The organism is Pseudomonas lini, from assembly GCF_030812475.1.
GTDB classification, from domain to species: Bacteria; Pseudomonadota; Gammaproteobacteria; order Pseudomonadales; family Pseudomonadaceae; genus Aquipseudomonas; species Aquipseudomonas lini_A.
Map to the genome: position 1 here is coordinate 343663 of NZ_JAUSSR010000004.1, position 16836 is coordinate 360498.

Below are 16836 nucleotides of genomic sequence, written 5' to 3' on the forward strand. Positions count from 1 at the left end.
AACACGCGTCATCGTTAACGACCATCGTCGGAACGCCGCCCGGAGCAAGCTCGCTCCTACAGGGACCGCATTCGCTTAACTGAACGGCATTAGCCCGACGGCTACCTTCACGATCACGAGAAAGCGTTTTTTCGAACGTGGAATAGACCGGTGCTACCGGTCCACTCGATTAATCTCTGGCGATCAGCCCGCCGCAACCACGGTGATTTCCACCAGCAGGTCCGGCGCGGCCAGGCGCGATTCGACGGTGGCACGGGCAGGCGCGTGGCCTTCGGGTGCCCAGGCGTCCCACACCTCGTTCATGCCGGCGAAGTCGGCCTGGATATCCGACAGCCAGACCTGAGCGGTGAGGATGCGGGTTTTGTCCAGGCCGGCCTGGGCCAGGAAATTGTCGATCTTGGCCAGCACCTGGGCGGTCTGGCCCTTGATGTCCTGGGTGCGGTCGGTGGCTGTCTGGCCGCCGAGAAAGGTGAAGCCGTTGCATTGAACGACGCGGCTCATGCGTTGATTGGTTTCGATGCGTTTGATGTCCAGCATGTGAACTCCTTAAGGGTGTGCGATGGTTGAAGCGGATTGAAAAGCTCCCGGCGGCGCGCTGGCCGCCCGGTTGAAACGGTCGATGGCGAACGGTTCCAGTGAAATGTCCGAGTGTTCGCCAAGAATGAGTTGGGCCAGGCGTTTACCCGTGCCGGGGCCCATCTGAAAGCCGCTGCCGCAAAACCCGAATGAATAACTCAGGTTACTGGCCTTGCGACTGGCGCCTATCACCGGCAGGTCATCGGCGGTGAAGGCTTCGACCCCGGCCCAGACGCGGTTGACGCCCAAATGCCGCAAATGCGGAAACAAGTCGGTGACCGTGCGCGCGCTGCTGCCCAGGCGCTCCATCTCGACCTCGCCATGGCGCGCGAGAAAATCCAGCGAGCCGACCAGCTTGCCGCCGATCACTACCGTACCATTGCTGAACTGCTTGAACGACAGTGCGCGTGAAGTGGCACCCAGCACCGGAACACAGAACGGCGCGACACGATGGGTGACCATCAGCATCAGGCCTTCTGGATGCACGGGTACCGGCTCGCCGATCTGCGCCGCCAGTCCTCCGGCCCAGGCGCCCGCCGTCACCACCAGGTGCTCGGCGCTGAAATGGCCTGCGGGGGTGCTCACCCGCCACCGGGTACCTGTCTGTTCGATCCGTTGCGCCGGGGTGTTTTCGTGAATCCGCACCCCGCGTTTCTGCGCGGCCAGGCGGAACGCAGTGACCGTCTTGAAAGGCACCGCGTATCCATCGTCCTTGACCCAGATGCCGCCCGTCACGTGCCGTGACACGGTCGGCACAGTGTCGAACACCTGTTGTTGATCGACCAACACTTCATGGCAGAAACCCAGCGCCTGCAGCTGCTCGATCCGCAACCGGCATTCCTCCAGATCGGCCTGGCTCTCCGCCAGTTTGAGTTGACCGCTGGGGACAAAACCGCCGTCGTCGCCCAGGGTATGTTTCAGCTCATGCCACAGATCACGCGATGACAGCGCCAAGGGAATTTCCGCCACGTGACGGCCCAGGGTGCGCACGCCACCGGCATTGACGCCGGAGGCATGGCGTCCGCAATACTCCGCTTCCAGTACGGTCACCTTGACCCCGGCCTGCGCCAGGTACAACGCGGTGCTCAGGCCATGGATGCCGCCGCCGATCACCAACACGTCGGCCTGGCGGTTGCTCGACTCACTCACCGGCCAGTTCTCCCAGGGTGATGGGCTTGATCGGCGGACGAATGCGGTAATAACCCACCTCGGCCGCCGATACGCCGCGGGCCTTGGCGATGATTTCGGTCACGGTCAGGCCGCACATACGCCCCTGGCAGGGCCCCATGCCACAACGCCCGAATGACTTGGCCTGGTTCGGGCCAGCGCACCCCAGGGCGACAAAGCTGCGCAATTCACCCGCCGTCACTTCTTCGCAGCGGCAGACCATCACTTCATCGGCCGGAATACGGTTTTGTTCTTTGGGTTGATACAGCGCATCGAGAAACGGCCGGATCCGCAGGTTGGCCTCCAGTTGCACGCGCAACGGTCGCGCCTGGTCATCACGTTCCGCAGTGCCGATGCTCTTGAGTCGGGCGGCAATCCCCAGCGCCGCCAGTTGGCCCTGCACTGCCGCTGCCTGGGCGCCACCGATGCCGGCACCGTCGCCGGCAACGAAGACATCCGGCACATCCAGTTCGCCCCAGGCATCGGTGACGGGCCGGAAACACAGCTGATCCAGGTCCCATTCATGCCGCGCGCGCAACGCCTGGCTGAACTGGATATTCGGCACCACCCCCTGGTGCAGCAGCACGCAGCGGGTGTCGATGCGCTGCGCCTTGCCGGACGCGCTGAAGGTCAGGGCCTGGGCCGCCTCGCCGCCCTCGACTGCCAGTTGCTCGGCTCCCGTGTAGTGAGCGATCCCGGCACTGCGCAGGCTGCGCATCAATTCCAGCCCCTTGCGCAGATAGGGCCAGGCGCGCAAAGCGGCAAACAGGTGGCGGCGAGCACGCCAGTAGTCTTCGGGCCGCGTGGTGTCGACCAGGGCCTTGATCGTCACGCCGGCCCGCAGGTACTGCCAGCCGAGCAGATACAGCAGAGGGCCACAACCGACCAGGACCACCGGTTCGCTCGGTGCCAGGCCAGCGCTTTTCAGCAGGATCTGCGCAGCGCCGGCGCTCATCACCCCGGGCAGGGTCCAGCCGGTTATCGGAAACGGCCGCTCCATGGCGCCGGTCGCCAGCAGCACGGCCTTGGCGTCCAGGGTATACAGCCGACCTTCGCGCAGGTAGCTGACCTGATGCTCCCGGGTCACTTGCCACACCGACGCGCCTTTTTCATAACGCACGCTCGAGGAGGCCAGGGCCTGGGCCAGCTGATTGCCGTGGGCGTAATCCGGCCCCAGCAGGTCCCGGCGGGACAGCGGCGCCAGGGTGATGCCCCGGTAAATCTGGCCACCCGGGCTGCCCTGCTCATCCAGCAACACCACCTGCAAGCCCAGCCCGGCCATCCGCGTCGCGGCCGCCATGCCGGCCGCGCCGGCGCCAATCACCACCACCTCCACGCTTTCACGGTTCATGACTGCACCTCCACGGCCTGGACATTCAGCGGTTGATAGATCAAATCCCGAGCCCCTTCCTGGGAACGGATACGCATGCCGTCAACCGCTTCGATCAGGCAGCTCTGGCGGTTGGGAACACCGTCGATCTCCACCAGGCATTCGAAGCACACGCCCATCATGCAGTACGGCGCCCGGGGCGACTCGCTGACCGGCGTGGCGCGAAAGCGGCTGATGCCGGACATCAGCAAGGCCGCCGCGACGCTGATGCCGGCGGGCACATTCAGCGGTTGATCGTTGAAGGTCAGGCTCACCGTCCGCGTCGCCCTGACCTCACTCATGACCGGTTGAAACAGCGGATCAGTGCGCATGTGAAAACACCTTGTCAGTTAGAAAACGATCACCGGAAAACACCGCCAGCTCCGCGGGTCGCGCCCCGCCCATGATCCACGGCGCGATGCGCAAGGCATGGGCGGCGGCCAGGGTCACGCCGCTGTGGCAGGTGACCACGAAGGCGCCCGGGTGCGCGCTGGACTGCTGGTAGATGGGAAATCCGTCCGGGCTCAGCACCCGCAATGCGCCCCAGGCCCGCACCAGCCGCACATCGCGCAGCAAGGGAAAGGTCGCCACGCCGCGTCTGGCGATGGCGGCCAGGACCTCGGTCGAGGTGCCGTCATCGAAGCCCACCTCCTCCATCGAATCGCCCAACTGCACGGTGCCTTCGTCGGTCTGGCGGACATTGAGGGTCGGGTACTCGAGAAAGGGCCGCAGCCGTTCGCTGATCAGCACCTGCCCGCGATTGGGCGCCACCGGTGCATACAGGCCCACTTGACGCGCCAGCGCCGCGTTGCCCAGGCCGGCGGCCAGGACGATGCGGGGCGCGACGAAGCTGCGCTGCCCGGCCTTGACCCGAAACTCGCCGGGGGCGCAGTCGATGCGATCGACCTGCACGCCGCCATGCATTTGCGCGCCCTTGGCCTGCGCCGAAGTGTGCAAGGCCCGCAGCAGTTTCAATGGATTGACGTGGCCGTCCTGCGACGTGTAACTGGCGCCGATCACTTTAGGTCCGATCAGCGGCAACCGCGCTTTCACTTCGGCGGCGTCCAGCATCTCGTACGGGTAATCGCCCAGGGCATCCTGCAAGGTCTGCAATCGCGCCTGGCGCTCCAGCAACTCTTCGTCGCTGAAGCATGGGTGAAAACCACCCGGCTGCTTGAGCTGCACGTCGACCCCGCTGTCGGCCATCAGCGTTTGCGCGAACGCCGGCCAGCGACTCGCCGAAGACCGGGTCCAGCGCGCGTAGTCCGGCATGTCATGGCCTTTGCCCTGGACCCAGACCAGGCCGAAATTGCCCCGGGACGCACGAAACGCATCGTCGCCCTGATCCAGGACCACGGTGTCGATACCGCTGCGGGCCAGGCCATAGGCTACCGCCGTCCCCACCAGCCCGCCGCCGACCACGATCACGTCCGCCTGCACGACGTTGAGTCTGTCCTGGCTCATTTGCCTTCTCCGATCAGTACCCGATCCAGCCCGACCATGCGGTCCAGCACCAGCATCAACACCAGGGTGCCGACGATCAGCACCGTGGAGACGGCGGTGATCAACGGATCGATGGTCTGGGAAATCTGGTTGTACATGGCCACCGGCAAGGTCGTGGTACCGGGCGTGGCGACGAACACGGTCATGGTCAGCTCGTCGAAGCTCTGGATGAAGGCCAGCATCCAGCCGCCGATCACGCCGGTGCGAATGCGCGGCAGGACCACCCGGTGAAACGCCGTCCAGCGCCGCGCCCCCAGGGACAAGGCGGCCTGTTCGATGTCGCGCTCCAAGCCGATGGTCGAGGCCAGTGTCAGGCGCAAGGCATAGGGCAGTACCACGATCACATGGGTGATGCTCAGGGCCCAGAAAGAACCGCCAATCTGCGCCATGGAGAAAAACCGCAGGAACGCAATGCCCAGCACCACGGAGGGAATCATCAGCGGCGACAGCAGGAAACCGGTCAGGGTGCCGCGCCCCGGAAACTCGTAACGGCTGATCGCCAGGGCCGCCGGAACCGCCAGTAACGTGGCGACGGTGGCCGAAACCAGGCCCAGCTTGAGCGACAGGAAAAATGCGTCGAGCATCTCCTGGTTCTCCAGCAGCGCCCGGAACCAGCGCAACGACAAGCCATCGGTGGGCAGCGACAGGTAGCCCTTGTCGGTAAACGCCATCGCCATCACCACCAGCAGCGGCGCGACGATAAAAGTGATGAACAGCAAATGGAACAGCAGAGAGAAAAATCCGTTCTTGTGCATGGCGGCTTACTCGAAGACTTGCTTGAAGCGGCGCTCGGCCAGCTTGCTGCAACCCAGGATGATGATCAGGTTGGCGGCCAGCAGGAGCATCGCGATGGCGGCACCGAGGGGCCAGTTGAGGGTGCCGAGGAATTCGTCGTAGGCCGCCGTTGCCACCACTTTCAGACGTCGGCCACCAATGATCGCAGGGGTGGCGAAGGCTGACGCCGCCAGGGCGAAGACGATGATCGAGCCTGAAAGAATGCCGGGCATGATCTGCGGCAGGATGATGCGGCGGAACACCGTCAGCCGCGACGCGCCGAGGGACAGCCCGGCCCATTCCACTTGCAGGTCCAGGCGCTGCAAGGTGGCCCACACGGCAATCACCATGAACGGCACCAGCACATGGGTCAGGGTGATGATCACCCCGACTTGGGTGAACAGCATCTTCACCGGCTGCTCGGTGATCCCCAACGCCTGCAAGGCATCGTTGATCAGGCCGTTGTTGCCCAGCAGGATCGCCCAACCGAGCGTGCGCACCACCACCGAGATCAGCAGCGGCCCCAGCACCACCAGCAGAAACAACGACCGCCAACGCGGCGCCATGCGCGCAATGATGATGGTTTCCGGCACCCCGAGCAGCACGCAGAGCACCGTGACCGCCAGCGCCATACCGCCGGTGCGCAAGAAGATTTCGTGGAAGTAGCCGTCTTTGAACACCTCCAGGTAATTGCCGAGGCTGTAGACCGGCACCACGCCTTCGGTGTCGCTGAACAGGTTGAGCGACAGCACCGCGGTCAACAGCAGCGGCACCAGCAACAGCGCGACGAACACCAGCAACGCCGGTCCGCTGAGCAACCACGGCGCGGCGCCGACGTGTTCGGCATCATACCTGGCCATGGGCGACCTCCCGATCCAGCAGGCGCAGGTCGTCGTCGGACCAGTCCAACCCGACTTCACTGTTTTCATCAGGCGGTGGCGTGCCCAGATTGGGCTGGGTCATGTGCACCACCCCGAAGCTCGTTTCCACCGCGATCAACCACAGGTTGCCGAGGAACACGCGCAAGCGGATGCGCCCGTGCAACCGCCCCATGCCCGCCTGCGCCAGACGGATTTTTTCCGGGCGGATATAGACGTTGACCTCGTTGCCCAGGGAGCGATCTTCGTGGGGCACGTGCAACATCGTGTCCTTGACCTGCACATGGCAGCACCGGGCATTGCGGGTTTGCACCGCGCCGGCGAAGGCGTTGGTCTTGCCCAGGAACGCCGAGGCAAAGGGTGAGTGCGGACGTTCGTAGGCTTCGTAGGGCGTGTCGATCTGCACGATCCGGCCTTTTTGCATCACCGCGATGCGGTCGCTCATGGTCATGGCCTCGACCTGGTCGTGGGTCACCAGGATCGTGGTGATGCCCAGGTCGCGCTGGATCGCGCGCAACTCGATGTGCATCTCTTCGCGCAGCTTGGCGTCGAGGTTGGACATCGGCTCGTCGAGCAGCAACAGGTTCGGCCGAATGGCCAGGGCCCGGGCGATGGCGACCCGTTGCCGCTGCCCGCCGGACAGCGCTTTCGGATAACGTTCGCCGAGGCCGCCGAGGCGCACCAGATCCAGCGCTTCATCGATGCGCTTGCTGCGTTCGGCCTTGGGCACGCCACGCATCTCCAGGCCGAAACTGATGTTCTGCGCCACGGTCATGTGCGGGAACAACGCATAGCTTTGAAAGACGATGCCCAGGCCCCGCTGCTCGGGGCGCACATGGGTGATGTCGCGGCCATCGAGCACGATGCGGCCTTCGGTGGGCTGCACGAAACCGGCGATGGACTGCAGGGTGGTGGTCTTGCCGCAGCCGGAAGGTCCGAGCAGGGCGATGAATTCGCCGTGGCGGACTTCCAGGTTCAGACCGTCGATGGCCCTGAAACTGCCATAGGTCTTGACGATGCCTTCAAGGGTGAGAAATGCCATTGGCTTGCCACGCAGGCGCGGGCCTGCGTCTCCAGAATGAGGTCGGGAAGGATCGGAGCCACTGCGCGGCTAGCGTTCTACCGTGCGGTTCCAGCGCGTCGTCCACTCGCTGCGCTGCTGGTTGATCGTGTCCCAGTCGACCTTGATCAATGCGTTGACCTTCTCCGGGCCGTAGGGCATGCGCGCGGCGATGTCCGGCGTGAGTTTGACGGTCTGGTTGACCGGGGCGAAGCCGTTTTCCCTGGCCTGGATCATCTGCACTTCAGGCGACAATACGTACTGGATGAATTGCTGCGACAGCTCCGGCTGCGCGTTGGGGGTGATGCCGCAGGCGGCGATCTGCAAGGCGATGCCGCCCTCTTTGGGGTAGATGAACTTGAGTGGAAAACCGGTGCCCTGCAACGCCACGGCACGACCGCTGCCATACACCGCCATGACCACGTCGCCGTTCTGCATCATGCCGTCCATCTCGCCCGGCGCCGAGACCCAGGCCAGGACGTTGGGGCCGATTTCGTCTTTCAGCGCCTTGAAGCCCGGGTCGATATTCTTTTCGCCACCGCCGCGCAGACGGGCCATTTCCACCAGGGTGTGCAAGCCGTAAGTGTTGGTCACCGGCGGCATGCCCAGCAATTGCTTGTAGCGCGGATCGGTGAGGTTTTCCCAGGAGTCCGGCGCCGCCCAGCCGCGCTTCTTGAACGCTTCTTCGTTGTAGCCGATGCCCGTGGCGACCACCCCGACCCCGGTCGCTTCAGGGCTGAGCCGCGCCAGCGGATAAAGGTCCTTGTAGACCGGTGCGTCGCTGAGTTTTTCACACAGGCCCAGTTGCAGTGCCTGGTACATCGGCCCGTCATCCATCATCGCGACGTTGATCTGCTGACGTCCCTTCTGCGCCTGCAGCTTGGCCAGGGTCTCGGTGGAGTTGCCGGCGACGTACACCACCTTGACATTGTGCTGTTTCTCGAACGCGGGGATGACCTTGGTCTTGTACATCTGCTCGGTGGAACCGCCGACACCGGCGACATACAGCGTTGGCTCGGCGCAGGCGGCGCCACTGCCCAGTCCGAGGAGGGCGACAGCGACAGCAGCGGCAATGCGGGTCAGGGGGCGAAATGACGGTGTCATCAAGGTCGATTTATGATTATTCACAGACTATCTCCGAAGTGCGTGGGGCAGATCGAACAATGCGTCAGTTGCTTCGGCGTCAATCGAAGCCATGCAGCGCGCTGCATGTTCCCGGCGAATACATCACGGGATGGCGCATCTTCATGTGCGCTATGGGTTGCTGGTCTGGAGTATTGCGAGGCACTATCCATAGGGTCAAATCACAATATTCGGGTCAGTTATTCATATTTGATATGGAAGGTGGGCATGAACCTCAGGCAGATAGAAGCATTCCGCAGTGTCATGCGCTTGGGCTCCATGACTGCCGCGGCAGAGGTGCTGTACACCTCGCAGCCCAACGTCAGTCGGTTGATAGCCCAGTTGGAACTGAGCACCGGGCTGACCCTGTTCAAGCGCGCAGGCGTGCGGCTGATTCCGACCCAGGAGGGCCAGGCGTTTTTCCATGAAGTGGAACGCGCCTATGTCGGCCTCGACAGCCTCAAACATTCGGCGAAGAACATCCGCAACCTGGGCACCGGCCGCTTGCGGGTGGCAGCCGTGCCCTCGACGGGCATGAGCGTGCTGCCAGGCGTGATCAAGCACTTCACCGAAACCCGCCCGGAACTCACGGTGTCGCTGCACGTGAACTCCTCGCCCACCGTGGAGCAATGGGTCAAATCGCAATTCTGCGACATCGGCATCGTGGTGCACCCCGGCGACGTCAATAGCCAGCAGGTCGAGTTGCTCGCCGAGATAGCGGCCGTGTGCGTATTGCCGCGCTCACACCCGCTGGCTGAACGCGCGCAGATAACCTTTAGCGATCTCGAAGGGCAACCGTTCATTTCACTCTGTCATGGCGATGGCACACGGGCATTGGTCGATGGTTTGTTCGAACAGGCAGGCGTCGAGCGGCTGATGGCCGTCGAAGCGCAGTACAGTGCGATCAACTGCGAAATGGTCGCGCTCGGCATGGGCATCACCCTCGCCCACCCGTTGGTGGCCAAGGACTATCGGCATCGGGACATCGTGATCAGACCGTTCAGGCCTGGCATCCTGCTGCCGACCTACGTGATCTGGCCGAGCGCACCCACGCGGACGCGACTGGCCGAGGAATTTGTCGATACGTTGAAGGTGTATTACCAGGACGCGGTAGACACTGTTTAACGGTGCACCAAACAGAAGCAACGTCTGGCTCTCATGCACCGGTCCTGCACAATGGTCCTCGCGGGTCGTGTGTTCAAGAATAGCCAAGCGCGTGCCCATTCTTGTGCAGGGTACCGGTGGTCAAAAGTCAATTATTGTCCGTTACGGGAGTGACCCCGGGTTACATCCCAAGGGCCATGCCACCGCGCCTGACCGGTACGGCTTGCATCAGTCCGGGCTGAACGCCCAAGGGTGTCCGCTTTTGAGCCACTAACGACTGGCTGACCAGACGGAGCTTGTTTTGCTGTATCGCTGGCAAGGGTTCATCGGCTCGATACTGACCGGGCGTCATGCTGAACCAGCGGATGCAGGCCTTGTGGAAACTGCTGTGGTCGTGGAACCCGAGCAGGTGAGTCACGTGCTTCATATTGAAATGGGAATGGCGCAGGTAGAAATCGGCCAACTGGCGACGCACATCATTCAGCACGTCCTTGAACTGGGCACCTTCCTTCTCAAGTGCTCGTTGCAACGTTCGTTTGCTGATGTTGAGCACGGTAGCTATCGATTCCATATCACACTGCCCTTGCCCCTGACTCAGGCGCTCGGTGATCAATGCACGAATCCTGCATACGGTGGTGAAACCGTACAACAAGTCCATCCGAGCCTCGGCAAAACTCTCATGGAGTACAGCCAACGCCTCATTGGCCATGCTCAACGGACGCAGAAGCGCCTGGCCGTCGAACAGGATGCTGTCATAGGCGGCGCCAAAACGCAGCTCACAGCCAAACAGCCGCTCATGCTCGCTGATGTCTTCAGGTTCGGGGTAGGTGAATTCCACACGTAACGGTTGCAGCGATTTGCCGCCGGACAGCCAACGGCACAATCCCAGCAGCGAAGCGATTCCGGCATCGGTGTACTGCCGTGGCTTGACCGAGTCGCCTTGGTGATCGAAGCCGGCCAATCGATAATTGTGTCCTTCCTCACCCAAAAACAGGCTGAGGCCAGAGCTGATCAATGGGCTGAAACGCACAAGGCGTTCAAGCGCCCGCTTCAGGTTCAAGCTGGACATCATCGTGTATCCAACAATCTGGAAGTTACCCGGATGTACCTGCCCGTAGGCTTTCAGTCCAATATTCGCGTCACCAGACGCCTGCGCTGCCAACTCCCAAAGACGGTAAATGACACTTCGTTCGTAGAAGGCTTGCTGCTGACCCAGAATCGTCAGATCCAGCCCGGCTTCCCGGGATAAATTGATCACATCCAAACCTTCGGCCGCGAGCGTATTCACTAACACACTGGTATAGCCGGTACCCACTCTATACATGACGACCTCAAAAACCTGTTAAACCACGCATCCCTTTGCGAGCCATTGAATTTGCTCTGAAATTCATCCTAATGGCCATTCATTACAGGGTGGTTATGCATGCAAAAAACACACCCCAAGGCCAGCGTAGTCCCGAAATCCTGATAGCGCCAAAAATAGCCCCATCGTAGAGCCAGAGGGCCTTTTGTGGGAGCGAGCCTGCTCGCGATGGACGTTAACGAAAACGCGTTTATTCTGAATAAACGCATTGCCCTTGACCATCGCGAGCGAGCTCGCTCCTACAGAAAAAACTGCTCATCCTGCTAGCGCGCAGCGCTGCGGGTCCCGGCGAACGCGCTCGTACCCAGCCAGCGCCACAGGTTTTGCGCATCCTGCGCCGCGCCGTCGACCCGCAGCTCTTTCGACTTCAGTACCTCTTGCGGTGTGCGGTCGCCGGTCCACACCTCGGTCAACGCGCGCACGCTGGAAGCCACGACCAGCGTCAGTTCGCGGCCGGGGTCGTCGCGGCAAAGGTCTGCCACACCCTCTTCGACCACGAGCCACCACGCTTGCTCGCCGGGCCGCGCATCGTGGAACTTGAAATGGATGACCACCGGCCGAGGCGGGAACGTCTCGATGCGCACGAACCGGCGCACGTCCCACATCAGCAGCCCCGCGTCGAGTTCGTCATCGCGAAGGCGACTGCCAATCCAGCGCGCGCCCCAGTGCCCCAGCGCCATGATGATGGGGCGCAATTGCTCGCCCGCCTCGGTCAGGCTGTACTCCCAGACTTTGCCGACGGCCGTGCGACGCACCACACCGATATCTTCCAGGTGACGCAGCCGCTGGGCCAACAGGCCGGTGGACATCCGGGGTACGCCGCGGTGCAGTTCATTGAAGCGCTTGCTGCCGCACAGCAACTCGCGCACGACCAGAGGGGTCCAGCGCTCGCACAGGGCTTCGGCACCGCGCGCGACCGTGCAGAACTGACCGTAGCTTTCTTCCATCGCCGGGACTCCACAACTGCAACGCTTCAGATTCTGAACTAGCCCCGCAGCTTCACCACGCGCACGCTGAAGCCTTCCAAAGCCAATCGCCAAAGGAGAACGCCATGACCAAGGTCGCCATCATTCAGCGCCCGCCCGTGCTGCTCGATCGCAGCGCCACAATCGCCCGGGCCGTGCAATCGGTCGCCGAGGCCGCGACTGCAGGCGCCTCGCTGATCGTTTTGCCCGAATCCTTCATTCCGGGTTACCCGTCATGGATCTGGCGGCTGGCAGCGGGAAAGGACGGGGCTGTCATCGGCCAGTTGCACACGCGGCTGCTGGCCAACGCCGTCGATATTGCCAACGGTGACCTCAGCCCATTGTGCGAGGCCGCCAGCGTTCACGCCGTGACGATCGTGTGCGGCATAGATGAATGCGACCGGCGCAATGGCGGCGGTACGCTCTACAACAGCGTAGTCGTAATCGGCCCCGACGGCGAAGTGCTCAACCGCCACCGCAAGCTGATGCCAACCAATCCCGAACGCATGGTGCATGGCTTCGGTGATGCGTCCGGGTTGCGCACGGTCGATACGCCGGTCGGTCGCGTGGGTACGCTCATCTGCTGGGAAAACTACATGCCGCTGGCCCGCTATTCCCTGTATGCCCAAGGGGTGGAGATCTACGTCGCTCCCACCTACGACACGGGCGACGGCTGGATCAGCACGATGCGCCACATTGCGCTGGAAGGCCGCTGCTGGGTGCTCGGCAGTGGCACGGTGTTGCGCGGCAGCGACATCCCCGACGACTTTCCGGCCCGTGCGCACCTGTTTGCCGATCCGGACGAATGGATCAACGACGGCGACTCGGTGGTGGTCAGTCCGCAAGGCCGGGTCGTGGCCGGTCCGTTGCACCGCGAGGCCGGCATTCTGTATGCGGACATCGACGTCGCACTCGTGGCACCGGCACGGCGGGCGCTCGATGTCACCGGGCACTACGCGCGCCCGGATATTTTCGAACTGCAGGTACGGCGCACGCCGGCGACAGCGGTGCGCTATATAGATGAGTGAAGTCAGGCACGGTTTTGGCGATCCATGCCCTGTGCGGCGGTATCGCCTAACCATTGAACAAGGAGTCAGGTCATGAACGATGAACGATCTTACAAGGGCAGTTGTTTTTGCGGCGCAGTCGAATTCACCGTCAGCGGCGAGCCCGCCGCAATGGGCTATTGCCACTGCGAATCCTGTCGGCACTGGTCGGCAGGGCCGGTCAATGCCTTCACCCTGTGGAAACCCGAGGCGGTGCATGTGACTCGGGGTGCCGACAACATCGGCACCTACAACAAGACAGCGCAGAGTTACCGCAAGTGGTGCAAGACGTGCGGCGGACACCTCTTCACCGATCACCCGGGGATGGGGCTGATCGATGTGTATGCGGCGCTCATCCCGGAACTCGCGTACTCGCCAGGCGTTCACGTGCACTATCAGGAGACCGTGCTGCGCATCAAGGATGGCTTGCCCAAGCTGAAGGATGTCCCCAAGGAACTGGGGGGATCGGGCATCAGCCTGGACGAATAACGCAAGGTTGGCCGGCGGGCGGTCAGTGATCCATCCGATATTTACTACGCCCGCCCTGCGCCCGGCTATGATCTACAGCATCCAGCCCCGCCGACGGTCGTCGCTGCGACCCGTTCCGCTTTTTCTTCCCCCGGGAGAAGCGTCATGCGTGTTTGCCATTGCTTGAGCGCAATTCTGCTCGCCGTGCTGTGCTTGTCCGGCGGTTCGAATGAGGACGGGTTCTTGATGACGCCGGTGTTGGCCGCCGCCCCCGAGGCCGATGCCGCGGGTGCTGCGCCCGCACCCGCACCGACTGCACCGGCCGAGACGGTCTTCACGACGGAGGAACTCGACCAGATGCTGGCGCCGCTGGCCCTGTATCCGGATTCGTTACTGGCCCAGGTCCTGATGGCGGCAACCTATCCGGGTGACGTCGCCGACGCGGTAGCCTGGTCCAAGGCGCATCCGGACAGCAGCGGTGACGCCGCCGTGCGTCAAGTGGCAAATGAACCCTGGGATCCGAGTGTGCAATCGTTGGTCGCCTTCCCGGCAGCGCTGGTGATCCTGGGCCAGGATCCGGCCTGGGTGCAGCGTGTGGGCGACGCCTTCCTTGCGCAGCCCGACGCCGTGATGGATTCGGTGCAACGCCTGCGCCGCCAGGCGCAAGCCGCCGGCCACCTCGAATCCAACGCGCAACAGCGCGTCACCGTGCAGCCGGCCGCGCCCGCGGCGGCACCTGCACCTGCACCTGCAACGACCAGTTCGACGGTGGTGGTGCAGCAGCCTGCCGCCACCCAGACCATCATCATCGAGCCGGCCCAGCCGCAGACCATTTACGTGCCGAGCTACAACCCAAGCGTGGTCTATGGCACCTGGGCCTATCCGTCCGCCCCGCCGGCGTACTACCCACCGCCGCCGGGTTACTACCTCGGCACCGCGCTCGCCACCGGCCTGGCCTTCGGCGCAGGCGTGGCCATCGTCGATTCGCTCTGGGGCGACTGCGACTGGGGCCGCGGCGACATCGATATCGACGTCAACCGCTACAACAACATCAACACCAACCGCCAGCTCAATGCCAACCAGAACAACTGGAGCCACAACTCGATCAACCGCGACGGCGTGCCCTACCGCGATCGCGCCAACCGCGAACAGAATAGCCGGCGCTTGGCCGGCAGCGAGCAGCGCGACGCGTTCCGCGGCCGCGATCCGGTGCGCACCTCCGAGCGCGAGCGCGCCAGCCAGGCACTGGCGCAACGCGGCATCGAACCTGCGGCCACCAGCAATCGCCAGGCGCGGGAGCGGGCCCAGGCGGCGAGCCGCGATCTGGACAAACAACCGCAGCTGCGCGAACGCGCGCAAGCCAGTGCGCAGACGCGCCAGACTACCCAGGCGAACGCGCAGAAACGCGAGCAGGCGCAAGCCAATGTACAGGCGCGCCAAAATAACCAGGCCAATGAGCAGAAGCGCGAGCAGGCGCAAGCCAGTGTCCAGGCGCGGCAGAGGACTCAGGCCGGTGCGCAGCAGCGCCAGGGCACGCCAGACAATCCAAAGGTCCGCCAGCAAGCACGTCAGCAGCAGGCCAGTACACAGGGGCCGCGCAACAATGCCTTTGCCGGCGCCAGCAACCCTTCGCAGTCGCGACTGCAAGCCAGCCGCGGCCAGGCCAGTCACGTTTCCGCCAGTCGGCCGCGCGCGGAACGCGCCAGTGGTCATACTGTACAACGGCCGGCCCGGGCACCGTCCCGGGGTGGCGGCAATCGGCGCTGACAGGAGACTCGCCATGAAGGCTGCTTTGCGTATTTTCCCGCTTACGCTGCTGGCGATCCTGGCCCTGGACGCGCGTGCGCAGCAGGCCTTTCCCAGTCCGGATGCGGCCGCAGAGGCCCTGGTCGCCGCGCTCGGCACCCGGCAGGCCGATCCCGCGCGCCTCGCGGCCTTGCTCGGTCCCGACTGGCGCTCCTATATACCGCTCGAAGGCATCGACCGCGACGATGTCGATGCCTTCCTCGCCCGCTACAAGGAAAAACACGGCACCCAACCCGACGGGCAAGGCCGGGCGCATCTGGTGGTCGGCAACGACCCCTGGACCTTGCCGCTGCCGATCATCCAGGGCAAGGCAGGGTGGGCCTTCAACGCCAAGGCCGGTGGCGAGGAGATCCGCGAGCGACGCATTGGTCGCAACGAACTGGCCACCGTGCAATCGGCGTTGGCCTATTACGATGCCCAGATGGACTACGCCACGGCCGACCGCGACGGCGACGGCGTGCTCGAGTACGCGCAAAAGTTCATCAGCAGCAATGGCAAGCAGGATGGCCTGTACTGGGCCGAGGAGTCCGGGATGGAAGAGAGTCCGCTTGGCCCGTTGTTCGGCGACGCCAAACCCGGCGACGATTGGCATGGCTATCAGTACCGTATCCTCGACGCCCAGGGACCTTCGGCGCCAGGCGGCGCCTACAGTTACAAGCTGGGCAACAACATGAGCCGCGGCTTCGCCCTGATCGCCTGGCCGGCAAAGTACGGCGACAGCGGCGTGATGAGCTTCATGATCAGCCACGAGGGCGAGTTGTTCGAGAAAGACCTGGGTCCGGACAGCGCCAAACTGGCGACGTCCATGCGCCGCTTCGACCCGGACAGCAGTTGGAACGAGGTCGACGAGCAGACGGGACCTTAACCTGCCCTGTGAAAGGTTACGGCCGGTCATCAGGCGTGACAATGTCGGGTAAGGCTGCGCCAGAGGAATGCGGGATCAGCGCGCGGGGAGAACCAGGTTATTTGTATTTGCCAAATGGCATTGTGCGCAGCGGTGCAGTACCTTGTAATTGCAACATCCTCGTACGCAATCCTGTTCAGGTTGAGAGGTGGGTTTCATGAACAACATCGTCTACATCGTCGGATTAGTTGTGATTGTCGTGGTTATCCTGTCTTTCCTCGGGTTTGCTTAGCGTTGGTGTTCCTTGACGTGTGCATCGCACGCCACGACGTTGTCGATCCCCTTATGTCTATATAGGAGCGAGCTCGCTCGCGATGGGCGTTAACGATGAAGCGTTTATCCAGGATAAGCGCGTTGCCTTCAAGACCATCGCGAGCGAGCTCGCTCCTACAGAAAAGCGCCTGCCCGGTCACGCGAATTTGATGGTGCCGCCCTGGATATCGTCTCGGGCCAATCGCAAGTCGCAGGCATCCTGATTGAGCTGGTGAATCAGGTTGAGCAACCGCTGGCGCAACAGCTCGTCCTTCAGTTGCTCAGCTGCGCGCATGACATCAAGCGCGGCGGTCTCGTTGTTGGTTGCGATGGAGTCGAGCAGTTTGCGCATGCTCCTTGATGGCCGATTCATCTGTTGCCTCCCTGGTTTCGATAGACGCGAATCATAGGGGGCCAATGTTGCGCCAATGTTTCAGTCCCGAAAGCCAACCAAGGCCCCACCGGCACCGACTTGAGTT

At 63.1% G+C, this 16836-nt stretch carries 17 protein-coding genes; 5 read left to right on the forward strand and 12 right to left on the reverse strand.

Annotated features, from left to right (window positions below; translation table 11 throughout):
• Positions 1-183: 183 nt before the first annotated feature.
• The 9 genes from J2W17_RS10375 to J2W17_RS10415 form a co-directional block, all read right to left on the reverse strand.
• Positions 184-537, reverse strand: a complete 354-nt coding sequence (locus J2W17_RS10375; protein ID WP_064678426.1) for a RidA family protein — start codon at positions 535-537, stop codon at positions 184-186.
• Between the two features lie 9 nt (positions 538-546).
• Positions 547-1725, reverse strand: coding sequence for an NAD(P)/FAD-dependent oxidoreductase (locus tag J2W17_RS10380; RefSeq protein ID WP_307333201.1), 1179 nt, complete (start codon positions 1723-1725; stop codon positions 547-549).
• The gene (locus tag J2W17_RS10385) at positions 1718-3094 is read right to left on the reverse strand and encodes an FAD/NAD(P)-dependent oxidoreductase (RefSeq protein WP_307333203.1); all 1377 of its coding nucleotides are present in this window, start codon (positions 3092-3094) and stop codon (positions 1718-1720) included. Before J2W17_RS10385 ends, J2W17_RS10380 begins: the two co-directional genes overlap by 8 nt.
• Positions 3091-3444 carry a (2Fe-2S)-binding protein gene (locus J2W17_RS10390; protein WP_307333205.1) on the reverse strand — a complete coding sequence of 118 codons (354 nt, stop codon included), beginning with the start codon at positions 3442-3444 and terminating at the stop codon, positions 3091-3093. Before J2W17_RS10390 ends, J2W17_RS10385 begins: the two co-directional genes overlap by 4 nt.
• Entirely contained in the window at positions 3434-4576 is a 1143-nt protein-coding gene (locus tag J2W17_RS10395) for an NAD(P)/FAD-dependent oxidoreductase (protein WP_307333207.1), read from the reverse strand. Before J2W17_RS10395 ends, J2W17_RS10390 begins: the two co-directional genes overlap by 11 nt.
• Positions 4573-5370 (reverse strand): ABC transporter permease, encoded by a 798-nt coding sequence (locus tag J2W17_RS10400; RefSeq protein WP_307333209.1) that lies wholly within the window; start codon positions 5368-5370, stop codon positions 4573-4575. Before J2W17_RS10400 ends, J2W17_RS10395 begins: the two co-directional genes overlap by 4 nt.
• A gap of 6 nt (positions 5371-5376) precedes the next feature.
• Positions 5377-6249 carry an ABC transporter permease gene (locus J2W17_RS10405; RefSeq protein ID WP_307333212.1) on the reverse strand — a complete coding sequence of 291 codons (873 nt, stop codon included), beginning with the start codon at positions 6247-6249 and terminating at the stop codon, positions 5377-5379.
• Positions 6236-7309 (reverse strand): ABC transporter ATP-binding protein, encoded by a 1074-nt coding sequence (locus J2W17_RS10410; protein WP_307333214.1) that lies wholly within the window; start codon positions 7307-7309, stop codon positions 6236-6238. The genes J2W17_RS10405 and J2W17_RS10410 overlap by 14 nt, the downstream gene beginning before the upstream one ends.
• 69 nt (positions 7310-7378) lie before the next feature.
• On the reverse strand, positions 7379-8455 hold the full coding sequence (locus J2W17_RS10415; RefSeq protein ID WP_307333215.1) for an ABC transporter substrate-binding protein: 1077 nt from the start codon (positions 8453-8455) through the stop codon (positions 7379-7381).
• Between the two features lie 222 nt (positions 8456-8677).
• On the opposite strand from J2W17_RS10415, the gene J2W17_RS10420 reads away from it, so the two are divergent.
• Positions 8678-9574: a LysR substrate-binding domain-containing protein gene (locus J2W17_RS10420; protein WP_307333216.1), complete on the forward strand. Its 897-nt coding sequence runs from the start codon at positions 8678-8680 to the stop codon at positions 9572-9574.
• Positions 9575-9734: 160 nt separating this feature from the next.
• On the opposite strand, the gene J2W17_RS10425 is transcribed toward J2W17_RS10420, so the two are convergent.
• Positions 9735-10877 carry an AraC family transcriptional regulator gene (locus J2W17_RS10425; RefSeq protein ID WP_307333217.1) on the reverse strand — a complete coding sequence of 381 codons (1143 nt, stop codon included), beginning with the start codon at positions 10875-10877 and terminating at the stop codon, positions 9735-9737.
• A gap of 302 nt (positions 10878-11179) precedes the next feature.
• A complete protein-coding gene (locus J2W17_RS10430) occupies positions 11180-11863 on the reverse strand; it encodes a winged helix-turn-helix transcriptional regulator (RefSeq protein WP_307333218.1) in 684 nt (227 codons plus the stop codon).
• Positions 11864-11967: 104 nt separating this feature from the next.
• On the opposite strand from J2W17_RS10430, the gene J2W17_RS10435 reads away from it, so the two are divergent.
• The 4 genes from J2W17_RS10435 (at position 11968) to J2W17_RS10450 (ending at position 16066) form a co-directional block, all read left to right on the forward strand.
• Entirely contained in the window at positions 11968-12909 is a 942-nt protein-coding gene (locus tag J2W17_RS10435) for a carbon-nitrogen hydrolase family protein (protein WP_307333219.1), read from the forward strand.
• Between the two features lie 72 nt (positions 12910-12981).
• A complete protein-coding gene (locus J2W17_RS10440; protein ID WP_307333221.1) occupies positions 12982-13416 on the forward strand; it encodes a GFA family protein in 435 nt (144 codons plus the stop codon).
• A gap of 144 nt (positions 13417-13560) precedes the next feature.
• Positions 13561-15162: a DUF3300 domain-containing protein gene (locus J2W17_RS10445; protein WP_307333223.1), complete on the forward strand. Its 1602-nt coding sequence runs from the start codon at positions 13561-13563 to the stop codon at positions 15160-15162.
• A 13-nt stretch (positions 15163-15175) separates the two neighbouring features.
• A complete protein-coding gene (locus J2W17_RS10450; protein ID WP_307333225.1) occupies positions 15176-16066 on the forward strand; it encodes a DUF2950 domain-containing protein in 891 nt (296 codons plus the stop codon).
• A 448-nt stretch (positions 16067-16514) separates the two neighbouring features.
• On the opposite strand, the gene J2W17_RS10455 is transcribed toward J2W17_RS10450, so the two are convergent.
• A complete protein-coding gene (locus J2W17_RS10455) occupies positions 16515-16730 on the reverse strand; it encodes a hypothetical protein (RefSeq protein WP_307333227.1) in 216 nt (71 codons plus the stop codon).
• Positions 16731-16836 lie beyond the last annotated feature (106 nt).

Bases quoted from the DNA above. Each gene is read 5' to 3' on its own strand.
- J2W17_RS10420 (WP_307333216.1), top strand. From the start codon at position 8,678: ATGAACCTCAGGCAGATAGAAGCATTCCGCAGTGTCATGCGCTTGGGC.
- J2W17_RS10375 (WP_064678426.1), bottom strand. From the start codon at position 537: ATGCTGGACATCAAACGCATCGAAACCAATCAACGCATGAGCCGCGTC.
- J2W17_RS10455 (WP_307333227.1), bottom strand. From the start codon at position 16,730: ATGAATCGGCCATCAAGGAGCATGCGCAAACTGCTCGACTCCATCGCA.
- J2W17_RS10390 (WP_307333205.1), bottom strand. From the start codon at position 3,444: ATGCGCACTGATCCGCTGTTTCAACCGGTCATGAGTGAGGTCAGGGCG.
- J2W17_RS10430 (WP_307333218.1), bottom strand. From the start codon at position 11,863: ATGGAAGAAAGCTACGGTCAGTTCTGCACGGTCGCGCGCGGTGCCGAA.
- J2W17_RS10450 (WP_307333225.1), top strand. From the start codon at position 15,176: ATGAAGGCTGCTTTGCGTATTTTCCCGCTTACGCTGCTGGCGATCCTG.
- J2W17_RS10410 (WP_307333214.1), bottom strand. From the start codon at position 7,309: ATGGCATTTCTCACCCTTGAAGGCATCGTCAAGACCTATGGCAGTTTC.
- J2W17_RS10435 (WP_307333219.1), top strand. From the start codon at position 11,968: ATGACCAAGGTCGCCATCATTCAGCGCCCGCCCGTGCTGCTCGATCGC.
- J2W17_RS10445 (WP_307333223.1), top strand. From the start codon at position 13,561: ATGCGTGTTTGCCATTGCTTGAGCGCAATTCTGCTCGCCGTGCTGTGC.
- J2W17_RS10425 (WP_307333217.1), bottom strand. From the start codon at position 10,877: ATGTATAGAGTGGGTACCGGCTATACCAGTGTGTTAGTGAATACGCTC.
- J2W17_RS10440 (WP_307333221.1), top strand. From the start codon at position 12,982: ATGAACGATGAACGATCTTACAAGGGCAGTTGTTTTTGCGGCGCAGTC.
- J2W17_RS10405 (WP_307333212.1), bottom strand. From the start codon at position 6,249: ATGGCCAGGTATGATGCCGAACACGTCGGCGCCGCGCCGTGGTTGCTC.
- J2W17_RS10400 (WP_307333209.1), bottom strand. From the start codon at position 5,370: ATGCACAAGAACGGATTTTTCTCTCTGCTGTTCCATTTGCTGTTCATC.
- J2W17_RS10395 (WP_307333207.1), bottom strand. From the start codon at position 4,576: ATGAGCCAGGACAGACTCAACGTCGTGCAGGCGGACGTGATCGTGGTC.
- J2W17_RS10385 (WP_307333203.1), bottom strand. From the start codon at position 3,094: ATGAACCGTGAAAGCGTGGAGGTGGTGGTGATTGGCGCCGGCGCGGCC.